Source organism: Modestobacter sp. URMC 112 (assembly GCF_053502575.1).
Genome location: NZ_CP199957.1, coordinates 4,425,080 through 4,442,912 on the forward strand (window position 1 = coordinate 4,425,080; position 17,833 = coordinate 4,442,912).

Below are 17,833 nucleotides of genomic sequence, written 5' to 3' on the forward strand. Positions count from 1 at the left end.
CGGCCGGCCGTTGAACCGCCGCACCCGAGCTCTCGAACACTCGTCGACCTGACCGCTTCGCGGCGGGCTGGTCGTCCCCCCTCCGACACAGTCGGTACCGGAAACCAGGAGTCGATCCCCGATGAGCGTCGCCATGAACTCGACCGTCGACGTGGTCCTGCCCGCTCTCTCGGATCCTGAGCGGCTGGCCGCCCTGCGGGACTCCGGGCTGCAGTCCGGTGGCGACCCCACCATGGACAGGCTGGCACGACTGGCCTCCGCGCTGCTCGACGCCCCGCGCGCCTTCGTCACCCTGGTCACGCCGGATCAGCAGCACCTCCCCGGCATGGTGCGCCACGACGCTCCTGCCGACACCTCCCGGGTGACGCCCCTCAGCGACTCGATGTGCCAGTTCGCCATCGCCACGGATGACGTGCTGGTGATCCCGGACGGTTCCGAGGACCGCCTGGTCCAGAACCTGCCGCCGGTGCGCCGGGGCGAGATCGGTGCATACGCCGGCGTGCCCCTGCGCACCGGCCGCGGACACGTCTTCGGCACGTTGTGCGTGGTCGACGGAAGTCCCCGCTCATGGGACACGGCCCGGCTGTCCCTGTTGGAGGACCTGACCGCGCTGGCCGCCCAGGAGGTGGAACAGCGACTCACCCTGGCTCAAGGGGAGCGCCTCCGGCGAGTCGTCCACCAGATGGCCCAGCAGGTGCCACTGCTCGCCGACGCCGTTGCCAGCCTGGTGGCCATCGCCGACGAGCACGACGAGCCCCGGTTGCAGCGCTACTCCGCGCTGACCCGCTCCCGCATGGAGCCCGTGCTGTCGCTGACCGGCGAACTCGAGGCGGCCTCCTCCGAACCGGCGCACCAGGTGAGGACGGACCCCGGCCACGTCGACCTCCGGGCCATCGCCTCGAACTCGGTCCGCAGTGCTCGCGCGGCCACCGGCAGCGACACCATCCGGCTCGACCTCGGGAACGCGCCACTCCTCGTGCGCTGCGACGGTCTGGACCTCGAACGGTCCTTCACGCACGTGATCGTGACGGCCCTGCACCACTCCCGGGGCACTGCGCCGGTGGTCCTCCAGCTCGCCGGCCCCACTGCGGGCGGAGCCCATGGCGCGTCGGGACGCGGGGGCACGGGCGTGGGGACGCTGACGGTGCGGGCGGACGACTGTCGTGTGCCCACGTCCGAGCTCGCCCGGATCGTCTCGCGCTTCCAGCAGGTCAGCTGCGCGGCCGGGTCGGCCCGTGACCGGGAGGAGCGTGCGGCCATCCGCGTCGTCCGCGGCACGGTCACCGCCGAGACCGGATCCGTCCGGGGCCAGTGCTCGCGCGACGGGGAGCTGCGCCTCGAGGCGAGCTGGCAGCTGGACGGCGCACCCGAGGTCGTCAGCTCGTCGTGAAGCCCGCCGCGGTGAGTGCGGCAGCGGCGAGGTTCATGACGGAGAACGTTCCCAGCGCGGTGAGGGTGGCACCCCAGGCGGTCTTCTCCCAGCCCTGCCGTTGGGCGTCGTTGGCGAGCAGGGCCGGCACCATGATCGTGATGATGGTGAGGCCGCGCCAGGGGACGTAGTCGCCGCCAGTCCAGGCGACCACGGCCAGTTCGGCCGACCAGCCGAGGATCGCCCCGATCAGCACCATGGTGCTGAGCTTCCGTCGCCCGAAGAGCAGCAGACGCGGCATCAGGAGGTGGGTCACCACGAACCAGGTCGCGACGGCGACCACGACGGCGAAGACGAGGTCCAGCCACCGGGGGGCGACCAGGGCGACGTACGCGCCGGAGATGAACCCGCCGGACCGCAGCCCGAGCCGGGCGAACACCAGCATGCCGATGCCCACGCTGACTGCCGCGGCGACGATCAGCAGTTCCCGTGGGAAGCCCGTCACCGACGCGAGCCCGGCCGTCTCACCTGGCTCCAAGGGCGCGATCTCGAGCAAGGATGTGTAGACGAAGACGAACACGCCGAGGATCGCGGTCGTCCCCAGGACGGCCATGACCGTCCGCCCGGGCCGTTGGCGTGCCATGTCGTGGGCGAGGATGCCCGGCACCAGGTACCCGATGCCCGCCAGCCCCAGCAGCACCGGGTCCACGGTGGCGAGCTGACCGGCGATGAGGGTGAGGACCATGACGATCGTCAGCCCGACCAGCATCTCGACCTCGAACTTGCGGCGACCGTAGAGGATCACCCGACGTGCCAGCACCACGCTCACGAGGAGGTAGGTGAGACACCCGGCGACGATGGTCGTAACGATGAACAGCGGTTGCGCCAGGTGGAGAGCCAGGTAGGCCGGCACGATGGCACCGCCGGTGGTGAGCTGCACGCGCTCGTAGAACAACATGCTGATGATGACCCCGACAACGAGGGCGACGCGGACGACCTCGGGCCGGAAGAAGTACTCATGCACTCCCGGGTTGCTCCGCCCCGTGCGTGCCTCTGTCGGGTCCGGGGCCGTCCGCCACGTCGGCTCGCGCGCGCCGGTGGTGCGCACGTGCGCGCCGGATGCGCGTGGTGCCCGCCGGCATCCGGGCGGGCAGCCGGGACTCCTCCAGCTCGCTGCGGTGGTCGTCGCCCTGCAGGTGCTCGAAGTGCTCGATCAACAGTTCGGCCTGGTCCGTGTGGATGTTCACCATGCCGACGAGCACGCCCTCCGGGCCGTCGATGAGCCCGGCGATGGTCGAGAGGATCTGGTCGAGGCTGGGCTGCACCGTCTCACCGAGCAGGTGGACCCGCTCAGCCGGGTAGCCCAGCTCAGCGATGGTGCGGCTGACCTGCTCCTCATAGGCACCGAAGGTGACGACGTGGTCCAGGTAGGACGACAGGTCTGTGGGCACCATCTGGGCGAACAGCTCGGCCCGGCGACCCCGGTCGCGACGGTTGTTCAGGATCCCGACGACCGGGGCTCCCGGTGGGAACTGGGCCTGCAGCGTCTCGAAGGTGAGGACCACGCTCTCGCGGTCGTTGGCCGCGAACATGGGCACCCAGAGGACGCGCTTGCCCTGGACGTCGTACCAGCGCAGGCGGACGACGCCGACGTCGGGGACGGACTTCCACATCCCCTGCAGTGCGACCTGACGGCGGATGCCCAGCATCCGCGCGATGGTCAGGCCGATGGCGACGTTCTCCCGGAACTGCAGGTAGTCGAACCCGCGCATGTCCTCGTCCCCGACGGACCGCGGGTCGGCGTACACCAGTCGGCTCCCCCGCTGCTCGGCCCGCTCGCGGAGCCGATCCCTGAGGTGGGGACGGTCCTCGGCGGTGATCAGGATGCCGTTCCGGGGAGTGGTCAGCGCCAGCGAGTCGGCGATCTTCTCGAGCGTCTCCCCCATCTCCTCCTGGTGGTCCTCGCGGACGTTCGTGATCACGGTGATGTCCGAGCGCACCATGTAGTCCTGGGAGTACTGCTGGTACAGCGGGCGCACGGCCATGCACTCGATGACCAGCGCCTCTACCTCCGGGTCGACGTGGCGGGAGACGACGTCGATCTGCTCGTTGATGGTGGCCGCGCCCCGGCGGAAGATGGGCGTCTCCTCGCCCCGGCGCTCGATCACCCGGGCCGCGCTGCCGGTCGTCTTGGCCACGGTGACGTAGCCGCCCTCCCGGAGCACGCCGGCCACCAGCCGGGTGACCGTCGACTTGCCGCGGATGCCGTTGACGTGCACCCGGACGTCCAACTGGTCGAGCCGGGCCTGGTGCCCGGAGACGGACACCCGCCAGTAGGCCATGAGGGCCAACCCGACTGCGACTAGGAAGGCCAGGCTGACGAGTCCAGCGGTCACGCCGCCTCCTCCGGTGCGGCGTGTGCACGGGACGACTGCAGCTCGTCAGCTCCGGCGGCTCGCCGCGCAGCCTCGAGGAGCGGGCCGGGCTCGGCCAGGTCGTCGCTCAGGGAAGCAAGTCCTGCGTGCAGCTCGGCGCAGTCGACCAGCGCCCGTCGCTCGTCCTGCTCACGCACGGTGAACGCCGCCTTCGTCGCCGCATCGAGGACGTCACCCACGACGTCCCAGGCCGTCGTAGCATCCGTCTCGGGGAGGATGGCCCCGAGCTCGCCCGGACCGAGGGCGAAGGGCACGTCCGTGTCACGGAGCAGCGTCTCCACCAGCCGGGCCACGGCGCGTTGTGCCGCACCGCGCGTCGCGGGGTCGAGTGTCTGCTCGGTCACCGACACCCGGATCACGACGGCGGTGAGCGGCCGGTGGTGACGGCGGGCCCGGGCGACCTCCTCCTCGAGGCGGACCGCCGCGACCTCGGGTGTCAACAGCCCCAGGGAGCCGTAGGCCGGGGAGGCGGCGCCCTCACCGCCGTCCCCCCGGCCGCGCCTGCGGTGGATGCCCGCGCCGACCATCCCGACGAGCCACCCGAGGGTCACCAGGGTGACGACCAGGGTGAGCGCCACAGCGAACGACTCCGCCGTCCACCGGTCGGCGAGCTGCCGGCTCCCCACGACGGCTGCCGCAGCCAGCAGGCCGACGACCAGACCGCCGAAGGCGTCGAAGAAGAGTGCACCCAGCGCTGTTGCGACGACGGCGCCGACGCCCACCAGCGAGTGGGGGCCCGGTTCCACCGCGGCGACCGCCCCACCGAGTACGGCGACGACCAGGGCCAGGGCCACCAGGGCGTGCTGCTCAGTCCAGCCCGACATCAGCTTGCTCATCGCCGCGTCCCCGCCCCTTCCACCGCCAGCGCGCCGCGACGAAGAGGACGATGAAGGCGATCGCCCCCGCCAGTCCCCGGAAGAAGGGCTCGGGCCACGTCAACACGTCGGACACCGCGCCTCCTCTACCCTGTCGGACCAGTTCCATTCGATGCCCGCCCAGGTAGGCGCGCGATGCTGACAGCTACCCGCCGGTGACGCGGCGGTCCCACCCCCGGTGCGCGATGGTGGCCACCGTGGTGGTGCTGTCCCTCTCGGCGTGCGCCGGCCCCGTCGGTCTTCGCGAAGCCGTCGAGCAGACCCTGGACGCAGGTCCGGGGCGGGACTCCGCGACCTACCGTGCCCCCGACCCGCTCGAGGCCCACGAGCTCGCCGGTGCGCTACTGGCAGTGCTGAGCGGGACCGAGGACGTGTCGGCCCCCGCGGGCACCGCGGTCCAGGAGGCGGTGGACGCCGACGGCCGGACGGTGCGGCTGCTCACCGAGGACCTGGAGAGCGGAACGGTCCGCGGGCTGGGCGTCTACGCCGCCCGACCAGGGGTGGGGGCACCCGCCGGGCTGGTGGTCGAGGTACCCCACCCTCGCGCGGACCGCCGGACCGAACAGCTCGGCTCCCAGCTCTTCACCGCCCTCTCCGCGGACGCGCTGCTGGTGGCCGGCGCGCACCGCACGGCGGGGGAGGGAACGGCCGACGTCGCGCACCGGCCGGACAGCGCCTTCGCCGCCGTGGACCGCGCCGTAGTCGGCCCGGGGACCGTCGTCCTGCAGGTGCACGGGTTCGACGAGTCCCGGCACGAGGGCTCCGCCGAGGTCGTGCTGTCCAGCGCCCGGGCCCCCGCCGGCCCCCTGGTGGAGGAGTTGGCCGAGGCGCTCGAGGGCACCGGCTTCGACACCTGCGTCTACGACGGCAAGCGCTGCGCGGCCCTGGCCGGCTCGCGGAACGTCCAGGCCGCGCACGCGCGGGGCGTCGGCGCCGTCTTCGTGCACCTCGAGCTGGCGTCCACCTTGCGCGAGGAGGGCGTCGACCGGGCCCGGCTGGTCGAGGTCTTGGAGCGGGTCCTGGCCCGCTGACCCCTTGAAGTCGTCCACTCAGGGATGCGGGGACTCCCGGGAGCTCCCCCACCCGGGTGCACTGTTGTCCTCCGAACGGGTGGACCACCCCCGCCCGCCCTCAATCCCCCGCGCCCCCGCACCGATCCGCTCCCGACGGGTCGATGGCCGGCGCCACCGGCGCCAGGAGCGGGGATCAGCTGATGAGCACGATCGAACGAGGCGCACCGCTGAAGCGGCGGCTGCTGGCGACGACGTTGTCGCTGGGCATGGTGCTCGGGGCCCAGGTGGTGCTGGACGGGGCAGCGACGGCTCTCCCCGGCGCGGAGCTGGCGGAGGCCGGGGCCAAGAAGCCCACGACGCCCACCGCCAGCACCACGACCAGCCCGACCACCACCGGTACCTTCCGGGAGGAGCGACTGACCGACCCCGCCCGGGTCGTCGTCCACGACGAGCGCGGGCCGGTAGCGACGTTCACCGTCGGCTCGCGCAGCGTGCTGCTCCGTGGGCCGCAACGGACGTTCGTCGAGTCGACGACCACGGCCACGGTGACCACCACTGCCTGGGTGCGTCTGCTGGCGCAGCCGTTCCCGGGGACCGTCGACTGGAACTGGTTGTCCGCCCGCCTGTCGGACTCCAGCGACGACGTCCTGGCACTGGCCACGCAGTACGTGACGGGAGCACCGGCCCGGACCGACGCCTCGGGACTCCGGTTCGCGGGTGACGCGTCCTACGGGCCGCTCCTCGCCGACGGCACCCGGGAGGAGGGTTCGGACTTCAACGACTACCTCGGCGTGCCGTGGACCTACGGCACTCAGGTCGACGAGCCCGAGGTCCCGCAGCACGGGGCCATGGACTGCTCCGGCTACGTCCGCACCGTGTTCGGCTACCGGGCGGGGCTGCCCATGACGCTGCAGTCGGACGGGATCGGCCTCCCTCGTCGCGCCGTGCAGATGAACGCCTCGGCACCCGGCGTCATGGTCATCCCGAACACCGGTACCCGACCCACGTCGTCGGCCACCTTGCAGGCCGGGGACCTGGTGTTCTTCGACGCCAGCGCCGACGACGGGACGCTCGTGGACCACGTAGGCATCCACCTCGGCCTGGACTCCGCCGGCGCTCCCCGGTTCCTCTCGAGCCGCAAGTCGGCCGACGGCCCCACCATGGGGGACATCCGTGGCCGGTCGACCCTGTCGGGTACCGGCCTGTACGCCACGTCGTTCCGCTCAGCGCGTCGCCTCTGAACCGGTGGGGGCACGGTCCGCCCGCCCGAGCCGGCGGCGCTGTGCCCCCACCAGCACGATCGCGACCAGCCCCATGGCCACGAGGGCGAGCGAGTAGACCGCGGCCCGCGAGACGCTGACCTCCGGCAGGGTCGACAGCGCGCCCGAGCTGCGGGTCCAGAGGTCGGTCGCGTAGGCAAGGCCGGACAGCCCGATCACGGCGGCGGTCCGCCGGCGCTCCCCGCTCAGGCTGACCACGGCCAGGGGCGTGATCAGGTACCACGCCCAGCCGATGGGCGTGAGCAGGACGACGCCCAGCGACACGAGGGCCCAGCCCTGCAGCATGCGCTCGGTGTCGTCCCTGCTCCGGATCCCGACCCAGGCCACGACGCCGGCCACCACCCCGGCCACCACCAGGCCGGCCATCCCGGGCAGTGACGAGCCGCCCCGCTCCACGAAGCCCAGGTGCTGGACGAGGAGCGTCACCCGCCCGCCGAAGGGCGCGTACGCCACCAGGGTGAGGACGGCGACGAGCGCGGTGCCGACCACGAGCCGGCGCCACCTCCGGGCGGCGGCCTCGGCGAGGACGAACGCCCCGAGAAGCGGCAGCGTCAGCACCTTGACCAGCACCGACGCCCAGAGCAGCGGCAGAACGGCCCACCGGCGTCCGGTCACCAGGAGCAGCGCGGCGAGGAGCACGAAGGTGGCCATGAGCGTGTCGAACTTGGCCTGCCCGTGCAGGGCGACCACCGGGCTCCACGCGTAGAGGACCACTCCGGCCAGCAGGTGGCGGGGCCGCCAGCGCTGCAGCACGGCGGCGACCAGGGCCGTGTTGACCAGGGTCACGGCGAGGAACGCCAGCCGGACGACCAGGACGGCGGTGGCCGGGTCGTCCCCGGCGACGGCTGCCACGGCGACCGCCCCGGCGATCCAGATCGGTGGTTTCTGCTCGGCGTCGGCGGTGTAGGTGCCGCTGGCGTACGGCAGCAGCGGGTCGTCCGGGAAGGCGTCGGGCGCGACCTCGTAGGGGCTGGCCCCGTACTCCGCGGCGACCCGGCCGGAGAGCAGGTAGTCGACCATGTCGCTGCTCTGGGTGGGCAGCGCGAAGGCCGACACGGCCAGGAAGGCCACCGCCGACACCAGCACCGCGACCAGGGCCCCCCGGGTGCTCGGCCGGTCCCAGCAGGCCACGACGGCCAGCGCGTAGGCGGCGAAGGCGCACCCCGCGACGGCGGGCAGGGCCACGGCGAGCGCCATGCCCTCCGGCACCGGCCAGGGCAGACCGGCCAGCCAGGACCACACGGGGAGTCCGTCGATCAGGCCCGCGCTCGCCAGCGCCATCCGCGAGCGCGTGAGCGGCAGCACGACAGAGGTGCAGACCACGGTGAGCAGCAGGACGGCGCCCAGCGCCCACAGCAGCACCGGCAACCGGTCCTCGGCCACCCGGAGCGCGGTTCCCGCCCGCCGCAGCGTCCGGCGGAGCGGGCCGGCCGGTGCTGGGCCGCCGTCGGACCTGCCCGCCGTCCCGTCCCCGCGGGCGGGCGGAGCGGTGGCCCGCGCCGTGTCCCCCTGCGGCCTCACCGGGCCACCAGGCCGGCGAGTGCCTCGACGCACCGCTTCGAGGCGGAGCCGTCGCCGTAGGGACTGGCCGTGCGGGCCAGCTCCGCGTGCAGCGCGGGGAGCCGGGCACACCACTCCTCGGCGTGCCCGGCGATCGACTCCCCCGGCCGCACCAACCGCGCGAAGGTGCCCAGCACCTCGGGGCGTTCGGTCGAGTTGCGCACCACGATGACCGGCCGCTTCACGACGCTCACCTCCTCCTGCACGCCTCCCGAGTCCGACACCAGGAAGGCGCACTCGCCGGCGAGGGCGAGGAAGTCGCCGTAGGCCAGCGGCTCGACGACGGTCATGCCCTCGAGCAGTCCCCCGAGCCCGAAGGCGTCGATGCGGGCCGCTGTCCGGGGGTGCAGCGGGAGGAAGACCGGCAGCGGCAGCCCGGCGAGCTCCCGCAGCAGCACCTCCAGGCGGTGCGGGTCGTCGACGTTCTCGGGTCGGTGCAGGGTGGCCAGCACGAAGCCGGCAGGCACCAGGTGCAACCGGTCCAGCAGCCGCCGTCGCTCCGGCGGTGCCGGGACCAGCCGCAGCAGGGCCTCGACCACGGTGTTGCCGGTGACGGCGACCCGGTCGCCGACGATGCCCTCCCGGGCCAGGTTGTCCCGGGTGACCTCGGTGGGCGTGCAGCACAGGTCCGCGAGGTGGTCGGCGGTGACCCGGTTGTGCTCCTCGGGCATGGCCCGGTCGTAGCTGCGCAGCCCCGCTTCCACGTGGACGAGGGGGATGTCGCGGGCGTTGGCGGACAGCGCGCCCGCCACGGCCGAGTTGGTGTCCCCCTGCACCACCACGGCGGTGGGCGGCTGCTCGGCGAAGTGGACGTCCAGGGCGGAGACGGCGGTGCCGATCTGCTGACCGCGGGGGATGCCGCCGACGGAGAGCTCGACGTGCGGGGGCGGCAGCTCCAGCTCGCGGAAGAAGGCCGGCCCGAGCCGGTCGTCGTAGTGCTGACCCGTGTAGACGACCCGGGCCGCCGGTCCGAGCAGCCGGATCAGCTCGGCGAGCTTGATGATCTCCGGGCGGGTGCCCAGCACGACCGCGACACTGCCCGGCTCCGGCCGGCGGGTCACCGTCGCGCCCCCGGGTCCGTCGCCGGGTGGTCCGGCGGGGACGGCGGCCGACCGAGCGGGGTCACCGCGAGCACGGTCATGACGACGAGGGCAGTGACCTCTCCGGCGAGGAACGCCAGCGCGACCCGGACGTCGGGCGGGCCGGCCGGCACGAGCGCCAGGGCGGCGACCACCAGCGCGACCGTCCAGGCCAGCGCGACGCGCCAGGTCGCGCCCACGGCGACCAGGACCTGCGCGGAGAGCGCCGTCGTCGCCGCCAGCGCCGTGCCCGCGGCCACGAGCGCCGCGAGCGGCGCGGACGGGGTGAACTGGGCGCCGAACAGCGTCCCCACCAGGCCGGGGCCCAGCCACCAGCCGACCGGGCCGGCCAGCGTCCCGAGGACGGCTCCCATCGCCGCCAGCCGGAGCGCCCAGCGCCGCAGGGTGGCGTGCTCGCCGCGGAGGGCGAGGGCGGTGAAGGGCGGCAGCACGCGGGCCAGGACGCTCTGGATGATCCAGAGCGGGCCGCGGAAGAGCGTGAAGGTGACGAAGACGGCGCTGACGACGAGCGGGCCGGCGCCGATCGCGGCGACCACGATCGGGCCGCCACCGAGGACCGTCTGCGCCGCGCCGTTGGCCAGCACGAGCGGGAGGAGGAACCGACCCGCGCTCCCCACCAGCACGTCCCCGGCCGGTCCGTCGTCGCCGTCGCGGTCGTCGCCGGCCTGCTCGGCACGGGCGGCGCGGACGAACGGCCGGGCCACGAGCACGCACAGCGGCGCGAGGACCATGGCCGCGGCCAGCCCGAGGCCGTCCCTGGTCACCAGCAGCACGGCCGCCGCGAGCAGCAGCCGCCCCACCGCCTCGGCGGCGGTGGCGATCCCGTAGTCCCGGTACCGGTGGCGGCCGGCCAGGTGGCCGCGGGCGGCGGCGAAGACGGTGTAGCCGGCCACCAGGAGCCCGGCCATGAGCGCGTAGGCCCCGCCGCCGAGGACCGCCATCGCCGACACGACGCACACGGTGGTCCCCAGCAGCAGCGCACCCAGCACGACGACGCCGTCCCGCAGCCCGGACGACCGGCCCCCGGTGAGCTCCATCCGCCGGATGACCAGCTGCTCGACCGGGACCATGACCACGGTCATGACCAGGAACTGGACCGACCACAGCACGGTGACCGGCGCGAAGGCGGCGGGCCCCAGCACCCGTCCACCGAGCAGCTGGAAGAGGTAGGCGCCCACGGTGGCCACCACCGTGCCGGCGAGCATCACCGTCGTCCCGCTGCCGAGCAGCCGCCCCACCCGGGACCGGGTGCTCTCGACCGCGTCGGGAACGGGGACGGCGGTCACCGGGGCGGCGGGTGCGGCGACCCCGTCCGCCAGGTCCGGCTGCGAGCGGTCCATGTCAGGCCTCCCTCTGCGGTGCACGACCGGGGGAGGTCCCAGCGGGCCGGCGCACCGGGAGGTGCACGCCCTGCAGCCGACGTGCCGCCTCCCCCAGCGGCACGACGTCGAAGGCACCGGCCAGCGAGGTGAGCGCCCGGCGCAGCTGCTCCAGCTTCTCCGCCGAGACCCGCGCCATGCCCGGGAAGAAGTCGAGCCGGGGCGCGTCCCGCGCGTCCAGCAGGTCGGTCGGGTGCAGCAGGAACGACGGCGGGACGCCGCGGGCGCGCAGGGCCGCCAGCGCGAAGCGCAGGTAGCCGTGGGCGACCTGGGGACTGGTGGCTCCCAGCGCCTGCAGGTAGCTCATGTGCACCGGTGTGCGCAGCAGCGGGACGGTGGAGACGGGCAGCTCCAGCAGGCCGGCCCCGGCCCCTCCCCAGCGGAAGGGGGTGAGCGGCAGCAGGGCGGAGGAGGCCGGACCGAACAGGTCCTGCGGGGGCCGGCCGGCCTCGGCCAGGCGCACCCGCGCCCGGTAGTAGAGCTTGAGCAGCGGAGCGAGGGAGGTGGGGAGCACCGAGGCGTCGTAGCTGTAGCCGTCGTCCACCAGGGTCCGCAGCAGCGCCGGGCTGCTGCCGAACGACGGGCAGCGGAAGCCGGCGGGACGCCGGCCGGTCACGTCCCCGATGGCGTCGGCGGCGCGCCGGAGGTCGTCGGCGATGCCGCTCTCCGGCAGCGACGCCAGCTCCCCACGGTGCAGCAGGCTGTGGCTGGCGATCTCGTGCCCCGCGCCGGCCAGCGCCTGCACCGCCTCCCGGCCCTCCGGCCGCTCGGCGTCCCGGCCCACCACGAACACGGTGATGCGCACGTCCAGGGCGGACAGCACCGGGAGCAGCCGCTCGACGGCGAGGGGCAGCACGCTGGGCGCGCCGGCCCAGTCCCGGTCGCCCCGGGTGCGGAGGTAGGCCCAGACGTCGTCCAGGTCGAGGGAGAGGGTGGCGAGCGGGCGGGTCGAGGTGGCGAGGGACGTCACCGCGGCCCGGCCAGCGGGGTCCGCGCACCGATGCGCTCCCAGAGGTGGCCGACCACCTGGTCCGCCAGCGCCACGCTCGAGTTCCAGGCGGTGACCCGGGGGTAGACCTGGCTGGTCGTGGCCAGCAGCAGCCGGGTGTCCCCCACCGCGATCCCCGGCTTCATCCGCCCGTAGCCCAGCGGGTAGGCCGGCTCCACGAACGGCGCCTTGAACACCGACACCTCGAGCACGTCCTCCCGGCGCAGCGGCAGGTCGCGGAAGAGCTCCAGGAGCTGGTCGGTCCACCTCGCGGCGATCGCCTCGTCGTCGTCGAGGAACAGCTCGGACGTGCGGTCGGTGTACTTCATCGTGTACGCGAGGTGCCGGCCGCCGTAGGTCTCCGGCCCCGACAGGCTGGACATCTCCACGACGCCGTCGAACTCGGTGCCGGACCCGATGACCGGCATCCAGTAGCGGTCGTCCAGCGGCCGGCGCAGGAAGAAGACGGCGTTGACCACGCCCTGGTACTGCAGCCGGACGTCGGGCAGCGCGTCGGCCAGCTCGGGGGCGTCGGCGGTGATCTGCCGGAGCAGCGGCAGCGGTGCGGTGGACACGACCCAGTCCGCCGACAGGACCTCCCCGTCGGCGAGCTCCACCCGGACCTCGTCGCCCCGCTGACGCAGGCCCGCCACGGGCGCGGAGGTGCGGACCTCGCCGCCAGCCGACTCGATGGCCGCCCGCAGGGCGTCGATGATCGACCGGTACCCGCCGCGGGGGTAGCCGCGGACGGCCACGTTGCTCTCCCGGCCGAGCCGCTGCCAGAGGTACAGCGCGGGCACGTCGCCGACGGCCGGACCGAACTTGGAGCGGAACAGCGGCTCCCAGACCCGTTCCCAGATGCGGTCGCCGTACAGGCCCCGCAGCCAGTCCTCGGTCCGGACGTCGTCGAGGTCCTCACCCCTGCCCAGCCGTCGCAGCAGCAGCGACACCGCACCGAGCCGGATGCGGTCCAGGAACGGCAGGGGCCGGAACCTGAGCAGGTCGAGCGCGGTGTTGAACGGGTAGCGGGTGCCGGCGACGGCCATCCCCATGGTGGTCCGCCGCCACTGCACCTGGTCGCCGAGACCGAGCTCGTCGAGCAGCGGGAGCAGGGCGTCGTCGGTCGGCATGACGCAGTGGTAGAACCGCTCCACCCAGGCGTCCCCCGAGCGGAAGAACGTGCCCAGGCCGCCGAGCTGGGCGCTGGACTCCACCAGGACGACGTCCGCGCCCCCCTTGCCGAGCCGGTGCGCGGCGGTGAGCCCGGCGATGCCGCCGCCGATCACGACGACCCGGGGCCGGTCCGCCATCACAGGCCCCGGAACGGCGGCGGCGCGAGCCGGTCCCTCACCAGGAGCTCGAGGTACTGGAGCACGGTCCGCCCCAGCCGCAGCTTGCTGGCGCCCTGCTTGCGGTCGTAGCGCAGGACGAGGGGGACCTCGACGACCACGGGATGGCAGTGCCGGAGCTTGAGCAGCAGCTCCACCATGCAGGCGAAGCCCTGCTCCTCGATGAGCCGTTCCCCGTAGTGGCCCGACGCCCGCCGGAGGAGGGCCACCCGGTAGGCCCGGTAGCCGCTGGTGAAGTCCCGCACCCCGTCAAGCGGCAGCGCCGACCGGAAGAGCACGGCGGCACCCCGCGAGAGCAGCCTGCGGAACGGCGGTGCGGTGGAGTCGTCGCCGCCGCCGACGAACCGGGAGGCGATGGCCAGGTCGGCACCGTCCTGCAGCGCGCGTTGCAGGACGGGGACGAGCCCGACGTCGTGGGTGTCGTCGGCGTCCATCACCACGACCGCGTCGTCGTCGTCGGCCGCGGCGATCGCCGCCCGCAGGCCGGAGTGCACCGCCTGGCCCAGGCCGAGGTTGACCGGGTGCGAGACGACCCTGACGTCCAGCCCCTCGGAGCCCTGCCGGGCGATCTCCGCGGTGCCGTCCGTGGACCCGTCGTCGACCACCCAGACCGTCATGCGCTCGCCCCAGCCGGCGGCCAGCCCACCCAGTCGCTCGAGCAGCGGCGGCAACGAGGCGGCCTCGTTGTACGCGGGGAGCACCACGTGCGTGGTCGGCACGGTCCGGGTGCCGGTGCCGGCGGCCGGCTGCTCCGGCATGTGCGGTCCGGTCTGAGCAGACGGGTTGACGCTGACCATCGCCGGTCCTCCTCTGGATGACAGCGCGTGTCACCGTCCGTAACGGTTCACGTGCTTTGGCTACCGTCCGTGAGAGCCTAGGGCCAGACGGCTCACCGGCGGAAGACCGGGGCGGCGACCGGCAGCCGAACCCGCGCCGAACACCGGACGCCTGGGCGGGTCCGTACCGGGGGTGGCCGCGCCGGCCCGCTCAACCGGCGACGTAGGCCGCGAGGTGCTCGCCGGTGAGGGTGGAGCGGGCGGCGACCAGGTCGGCCGGCGTGCCCTCGAAGACGATCCGCCCGCCCTCGTGTCCGGCGCCGGGGCCCAGGTCGATGATCCAGTCGGCGTGCGCCATCACCGCCTGGTGGTGCTCGATGACGACGACCGACCTGCCGGCGTCCACCAGCCGGTCGAGCAGGCCGAGCAGGTTTCCGACGTCGGCGAGGTGCAGGCCCGTCGTCGGCTCGTCGAGGACGTAGACGTCGCCCTTCTCGGCCATCTGGACGGCGAGCTTGAGCCGCTGCCGCTCGCCGCCGGACAGCGTGGTGAGCGGCTGGCCGAGGGTGAGGTAGCCCAGCCCGACGTCGGCCAGCCGGTCCAGGACCGCGTGGGCGGCCGGCGTGCGCGCCGCGCCGTCGCCGAAGAACTTCTCGGCCTCGGCGACCGGCATCGCGAGCACCTCGGCGATGTTGCGGCCGCCCAGCGTGTACTCCAGCACCGATGCCTGGAACCGCCTGCCCTCGCAGTCCTCGCAGGGGGACTCGACGGTGGCCATGACGCCGAGCTCGGTGAAGATGACGCCGGCTCCGTTGCAGGTGGGGCAGGCGCCCTCGGAGTTCGAGCTGAAGAGCGCCGGCTTCACCCCGTTGGCCTTGGCGAACGCCTTCCGGACGGGCTCGAGCAGCCCGGTGTACGTCGCGGGGTTGCTGCGCCGCGAGCCGCGGATCGCACCCTGGTCAACGACCACCACGCCGTCCCGGGCGGCGACGGAGCCGTGCACCAGCGAGCTCTTCCCCGACCCGGCCACGCCGGTGAGCACCACCAGCACGCCGAGCGGGATGTCCACGTCGACGTCCCGCAGGTTGTGGGTGTTCGCGCCGCGCACCTGCAGGGCTCCGGTGGGGGTGCGCACCGAGGGCTTGAGCGACACCCGGTGGTCGAGGTGCCGGCCGGTCAGCGTGCCGCTGGTCCGCAGCCCGTCGACCGTGCCCTCGTACACGACCTCGCCGCCGCCGGAGCCGGCCCCCGGCCCCAGGTCGACCACGTGGTCGGCGATCGCGATCGTCTCGGGTTTGTGCTCGACGACGAGCACGGTGTTGCCCTTGTCCCGCAGCTGGACCAGCAGCTCGTTCATCCGCTCGATGTCGTGCGGGTGTAGACCGATGGTGGGCTCGTCGAAGACGTAGGTGACGTCGGTGAGCGACGACCCCAGGTGCCGGATCATCTTGGTGCGCTGGGCCTCCCCGCCGGACAGCGTCCCCGCCGCCCGGTCGAGGGACAGGTAGCCCAGCCCGATCCCGGTGAACGAGTCGAGGAGGTGCCGCAGACCGGCCAGCAGCGGGGCGACGGACGGCTCGTCCAGCGCGCGGACCCAGCCGGCGAGGTCGCTGATCTGCATCGCGCAGAGCTCGGCGATGTTCCTGCCCTCGATCCTGGACGACCGGGCCTCTGCCGTGAGCCGCGTCCCGTCGCACTCGGGGCAGGTCTGGAACGTGATCACCCGCTCGACGAAGCGCCGGACGTGCGGCTGCAGCGAGTCGACGTCCTTGGAGAGCATCGACTTCTGCACCTTGGGGATCACGCCCTCGTAGGTGAGGTTGATGCCCTCGACCTTGATCTTGGTCGGCTCCTTGTAGAGGAGGGTGTCCAGCTCTTTCTTGGTGTACTCGCCGATCGGCTTGTCCAGGTCGAGGCCGATGCCCTGGAAGAGGCGGCCGTACCACCCGTCCATGCTGTAGCCGGGCGCCATCAGGCCGCCCTCGTTCAACGACTTCGACCCGTCGTACAACGCCGTGAGGTCGAAGTCGGAGACCGAGCCCATGCCCTCGCAGCGCGGGCACATGCCGCCCAGGTAGACGACGTCGCGGACAACGGCCTTCTCCACCCGGCCGCCGGCCTTCTCGGTGCTCATCACCCCGCTCGCCTTGCGCGTGGGGACGTTGAACGAGAACGCCGTGGGTGGACCGATGCGCGGCCGGCCGAGCCGGCTGAACAGGATGCGCAGCATCGCGTTGGCGTCGGTGGCGGTGCCGACGGTGGAGCGGGGGTTGGCGCCCATCCGCTCCTGGTCGACGACGATCGCCGTGGTGAGGCCCTCGAGGAGGTCAACCTCCGGCCGGGACAGCGTCGGCATGAAGCCCTGCACGAAGGCGCTGTAGGTCTCGTTGATGAGCCGCTGCGACTCGGCGGCGATGGTGCCGAACACCAGCGAGCTCTTGCCCGATCCGGAGACGCCGGTGAACACCGTCAGCCGGCGCTTCGGGAGCTCGACGCTCACGTCCTTGAGGTTGTTCTCCCGCGCGCCGTGCACGCGGATCAGGTCGTGGCTGTCAGCGGCGTGCGACCCGTCGCCGGTGCTCGTGGCCATGCTCATCGTGCCTCCACCTGTTCGGGCGGGTCCGCCGCCGCGTGCTCCGTCGCGTCGCCTGTGCACGGCTGGCCGGCCGGTGCGGGCGAGGCGGCCCATGGCCCGCTCGCGGCAACGCCCCGCTGTCTACCCGATCTGCGGCGCCCGCGGGGATGCGCTGTCGACGGCGACGGCGGACCGACCCCTGGCGGCAGCGCGCTGACCCCGGCGGACCGTCGGGGCAGGTGCCGACAGCTGAGCGTCCCCCGCGACATGACGGGGCCGACAGTGAGCGAACGCCCGGACCAGGCGATGGACGGAAGCTGCAGGGTGTGCCCCTGCCCGACCCAGTTGACGGCCAGAACGGAGCCATCGCCCAAGACGGGACCCACCCGAACACCGAGGGGCATCGGGTGCTCGGGTCGACGATCGCTTCCGCGCTGCAGGTGGCCGGCGCGGTCCAGCCGGAGGCCGACACCGTCGGCTGCCTGAGTGGGAGTGTCCAGGGGCTTGGCCAGGCGGAGGCCACGGTCACGGATCCGTACTCCGGATGAGGGGCCGAACTGGATGGCTGTTCCCGGAGTTGGGGCGGGTCTAAGTTGACGCCACGATCCGGACAGTGCGAAAGGGCGGCCGCCATGTCGACGCTGGACAAAGCCCTGAAGTCGTCGATTGATGACCATGACGCCATCTGCGCCGTAGTCCAGCTGTGCCTCGACGGTGAGGCAACCGGAGACGTCGCCAAGCTGCATGAGGCGTTCCACCAGGACGCCCGGATGTTCGGTGACCTCGCCGGCACCCGCTATGACGTGCCCATACAGAAGCTCTTCGACATGGCAGCCCAGGACCCCGCCGACACCGGGAACTACAAGAGCCGGATCCTCTCGGTCACCCAGCTCGGCGACGTGGCGACCGCGACGGTCGCCGAGGAGGGCTACTGGGGCACGGTCTCCTTCGTGGACTTCCTCTCCCTGTGCCGCATCGAGGGCAGCTGGAAGATCGTCAACAAGACCTTCGCGCACGTCGGCGGTGAGCCACCCGCGTGACAACCCGAGACTCGTTCTCGGGCCGTGCCACGCGAGCGCGTTCATGCGACGAGCGCGGGGATGCGGACGACACCGGCGGCGGTCGACGTCGAAG

Annotated in this window: 15 protein-coding genes; 4 read left to right on the forward strand and 11 right to left on the reverse strand. The window is 73.2% G+C overall.

Annotated elements, in window-relative coordinates; translation table 11 throughout:
- Window positions 1–121: 121 nt before the first annotated feature.
- Window positions 122–1,390 (forward strand): GAF domain-containing protein, encoded by a 1,269-nt coding sequence (locus ACWIX6_RS21060; RefSeq protein ID WP_448614392.1) that lies wholly within the window; start codon window positions 122–124, stop codon window positions 1,388–1,390.
- Here the strand turns inward: ACWIX6_RS21060 and ACWIX6_RS21065 are convergent.
- Genes ACWIX6_RS21065 through ACWIX6_RS21080 form a run of 4 tightly spaced genes read right to left on the reverse strand, consistent with a single transcriptional unit; the run spans window position 1,377 to window position 4,755 of the window.
- The gene (locus ACWIX6_RS21065; protein WP_448614393.1) at window positions 1,377–2,393 is read right to left on the reverse strand and encodes a poly-gamma-glutamate biosynthesis protein PgsC/CapC; all 1,017 of its coding nucleotides are present in this window, start codon (window positions 2,391–2,393) and stop codon (window positions 1,377–1,379) included. The genes ACWIX6_RS21060 and ACWIX6_RS21065 overlap by 14 nt on opposite strands.
- Window positions 2,386–3,765: a poly-gamma-glutamate synthase PgsB gene (gene pgsB, locus ACWIX6_RS21070; protein ID WP_448614394.1), complete on the reverse strand. Its 1,380-nt coding sequence runs from the start codon at window positions 3,763–3,765 to the stop codon at window positions 2,386–2,388. The genes ACWIX6_RS21065 and pgsB overlap by 8 nt, the downstream gene beginning before the upstream one ends.
- Entirely contained in the window at window positions 3,762–4,640 is an 879-nt protein-coding gene (locus ACWIX6_RS21075) for a hypothetical protein (protein WP_448614395.1), read from the reverse strand. The genes pgsB and ACWIX6_RS21075 overlap by 4 nt, the downstream gene beginning before the upstream one ends.
- Window positions 4,612–4,755, reverse strand: coding sequence for a hypothetical protein (locus ACWIX6_RS21080; RefSeq protein WP_448614396.1), 144 nt, complete (start codon window positions 4,753–4,755; stop codon window positions 4,612–4,614). The genes ACWIX6_RS21075 and ACWIX6_RS21080 overlap by 29 nt, the downstream gene beginning before the upstream one ends.
- A gap of 109 nt (window positions 4,756–4,864) precedes the next feature.
- Between ACWIX6_RS21080 and ACWIX6_RS21085 the strand changes: the two genes are divergently transcribed.
- Together ACWIX6_RS21085 and ACWIX6_RS21090 are read left to right on the forward strand one after the other, a co-directional pair.
- On the forward strand, window positions 4,865–5,710 hold the full coding sequence (locus ACWIX6_RS21085; protein WP_448614397.1) for a hypothetical protein: 846 nt from the start codon (window positions 4,865–4,867) through the stop codon (window positions 5,708–5,710).
- A 182-nt stretch (window positions 5,711–5,892) separates the two neighbouring features.
- The gene (locus tag ACWIX6_RS21090) at window positions 5,893–6,933 is read left to right on the forward strand and encodes an NlpC/P60 family protein (protein ID WP_448614398.1); all 1,041 of its coding nucleotides are present in this window, start codon (window positions 5,893–5,895) and stop codon (window positions 6,931–6,933) included.
- Here the strand turns inward: ACWIX6_RS21090 and ACWIX6_RS21095 are convergent.
- From ACWIX6_RS21095 to ACWIX6_RS21125, 7 genes are all read right to left on the reverse strand, one after another.
- Window positions 6,916–8,493 carry a hypothetical protein gene (locus ACWIX6_RS21095; protein ID WP_448614399.1) on the reverse strand — a complete coding sequence of 526 codons (1,578 nt, stop codon included), beginning with the start codon at window positions 8,491–8,493 and terminating at the stop codon, window positions 6,916–6,918. The two genes, ACWIX6_RS21090 and ACWIX6_RS21095, sit on opposite strands and share 18 nt — an antisense overlap.
- Window positions 8,490–9,557, reverse strand: coding sequence for a non-hydrolyzing UDP-N-acetylglucosamine 2-epimerase (gene wecB, locus ACWIX6_RS21100; RefSeq protein WP_448614400.1), 1,068 nt, complete (start codon window positions 9,555–9,557; stop codon window positions 8,490–8,492). The genes ACWIX6_RS21095 and wecB overlap by 4 nt, the downstream gene beginning before the upstream one ends.
- Before the next feature lie 32 nt (window positions 9,558–9,589).
- The gene (locus tag ACWIX6_RS21105) at window positions 9,590–10,972 is read right to left on the reverse strand and encodes a lipopolysaccharide biosynthesis protein (RefSeq protein WP_448614401.1); all 1,383 of its coding nucleotides are present in this window, start codon (window positions 10,970–10,972) and stop codon (window positions 9,590–9,592) included.
- A 1-nt stretch (window position 10,973) separates the two neighbouring features.
- On the reverse strand, window positions 10,974–11,981 hold the full coding sequence (locus ACWIX6_RS21110; RefSeq protein ID WP_448614402.1) for a polysaccharide deacetylase family protein: 1,008 nt from the start codon (window positions 11,979–11,981) through the stop codon (window positions 10,974–10,976).
- Window positions 11,978–13,309, reverse strand: a complete 1,332-nt coding sequence (locus ACWIX6_RS21115) for an NAD(P)/FAD-dependent oxidoreductase (RefSeq protein WP_448614403.1) — start codon at window positions 13,307–13,309, stop codon at window positions 11,978–11,980. Before ACWIX6_RS21115 ends, ACWIX6_RS21110 begins: the two co-directional genes overlap by 4 nt.
- A complete protein-coding gene (locus ACWIX6_RS21120; RefSeq protein WP_448614404.1) occupies window positions 13,309–14,145 on the reverse strand; it encodes a glycosyltransferase family 2 protein in 837 nt (278 codons plus the stop codon). Before ACWIX6_RS21120 ends, ACWIX6_RS21115 begins: the two co-directional genes overlap by 1 nt.
- Before the next feature lie 190 nt (window positions 14,146–14,335).
- Window positions 14,336–16,720, reverse strand: a complete 2,385-nt coding sequence (locus ACWIX6_RS21125) for an ATP-binding cassette domain-containing protein (protein ID WP_448614405.1) — start codon at window positions 16,718–16,720, stop codon at window positions 14,336–14,338.
- Between the two features lie 611 nt (window positions 16,721–17,331).
- On the opposite strand from ACWIX6_RS21125, the gene ACWIX6_RS21130 reads away from it, so the two are divergent.
- Complete coding sequence (locus tag ACWIX6_RS21130; RefSeq protein WP_448614406.1) at window positions 17,332–17,739, forward strand: nuclear transport factor 2 family protein; 408 nt, start codon at window positions 17,332–17,334, stop codon at window positions 17,737–17,739.
- Window positions 17,740–17,833: the final 94 nt, after the last annotated feature.

Excerpts from the sequence above, each read along its gene's own strand:
- ACWIX6_RS21060 (WP_448614392.1), top strand. The coding sequence starts at position 122 with ATGAGCGTCGCCATGAACTCGACCGTCGACGTGGTCCTGCCCGCTCTC.
- ACWIX6_RS21075 (WP_448614395.1), bottom strand. The coding sequence starts at position 4,640 with ATGAGCAAGCTGATGTCGGGCTGGACTGAGCAGCACGCCCTGGTGGCC.
- ACWIX6_RS21085 (WP_448614397.1), top strand. The coding sequence starts at position 4,865 with ATGGTGGCCACCGTGGTGGTGCTGTCCCTCTCGGCGTGCGCCGGCCCC.
- ACWIX6_RS21090 (WP_448614398.1), top strand. The coding sequence starts at position 5,893 with ATGAGCACGATCGAACGAGGCGCACCGCTGAAGCGGCGGCTGCTGGCG.
- ACWIX6_RS21105 (WP_448614401.1), bottom strand. The coding sequence starts at position 10,972 with ATGGACCGCTCGCAGCCGGACCTGGCGGACGGGGTCGCCGCACCCGCC.
- ACWIX6_RS21115 (WP_448614403.1), bottom strand. The coding sequence starts at position 13,309 with ATGGCGGACCGGCCCCGGGTCGTCGTGATCGGCGGCGGCATCGCCGGG.
- ACWIX6_RS21120 (WP_448614404.1), bottom strand. The coding sequence starts at position 14,145 with ATGGTCAGCGTCAACCCGTCTGCTCAGACCGGACCGCACATGCCGGAG.
- ACWIX6_RS21125 (WP_448614405.1), bottom strand. The coding sequence starts at position 16,720 with ATGAGCATGGCCACGAGCACCGGCGACGGGTCGCACGCCGCTGACAGC.
- ACWIX6_RS21130 (WP_448614406.1), top strand. The coding sequence starts at position 17,332 with ATGTCGACGCTGGACAAAGCCCTGAAGTCGTCGATTGATGACCATGAC.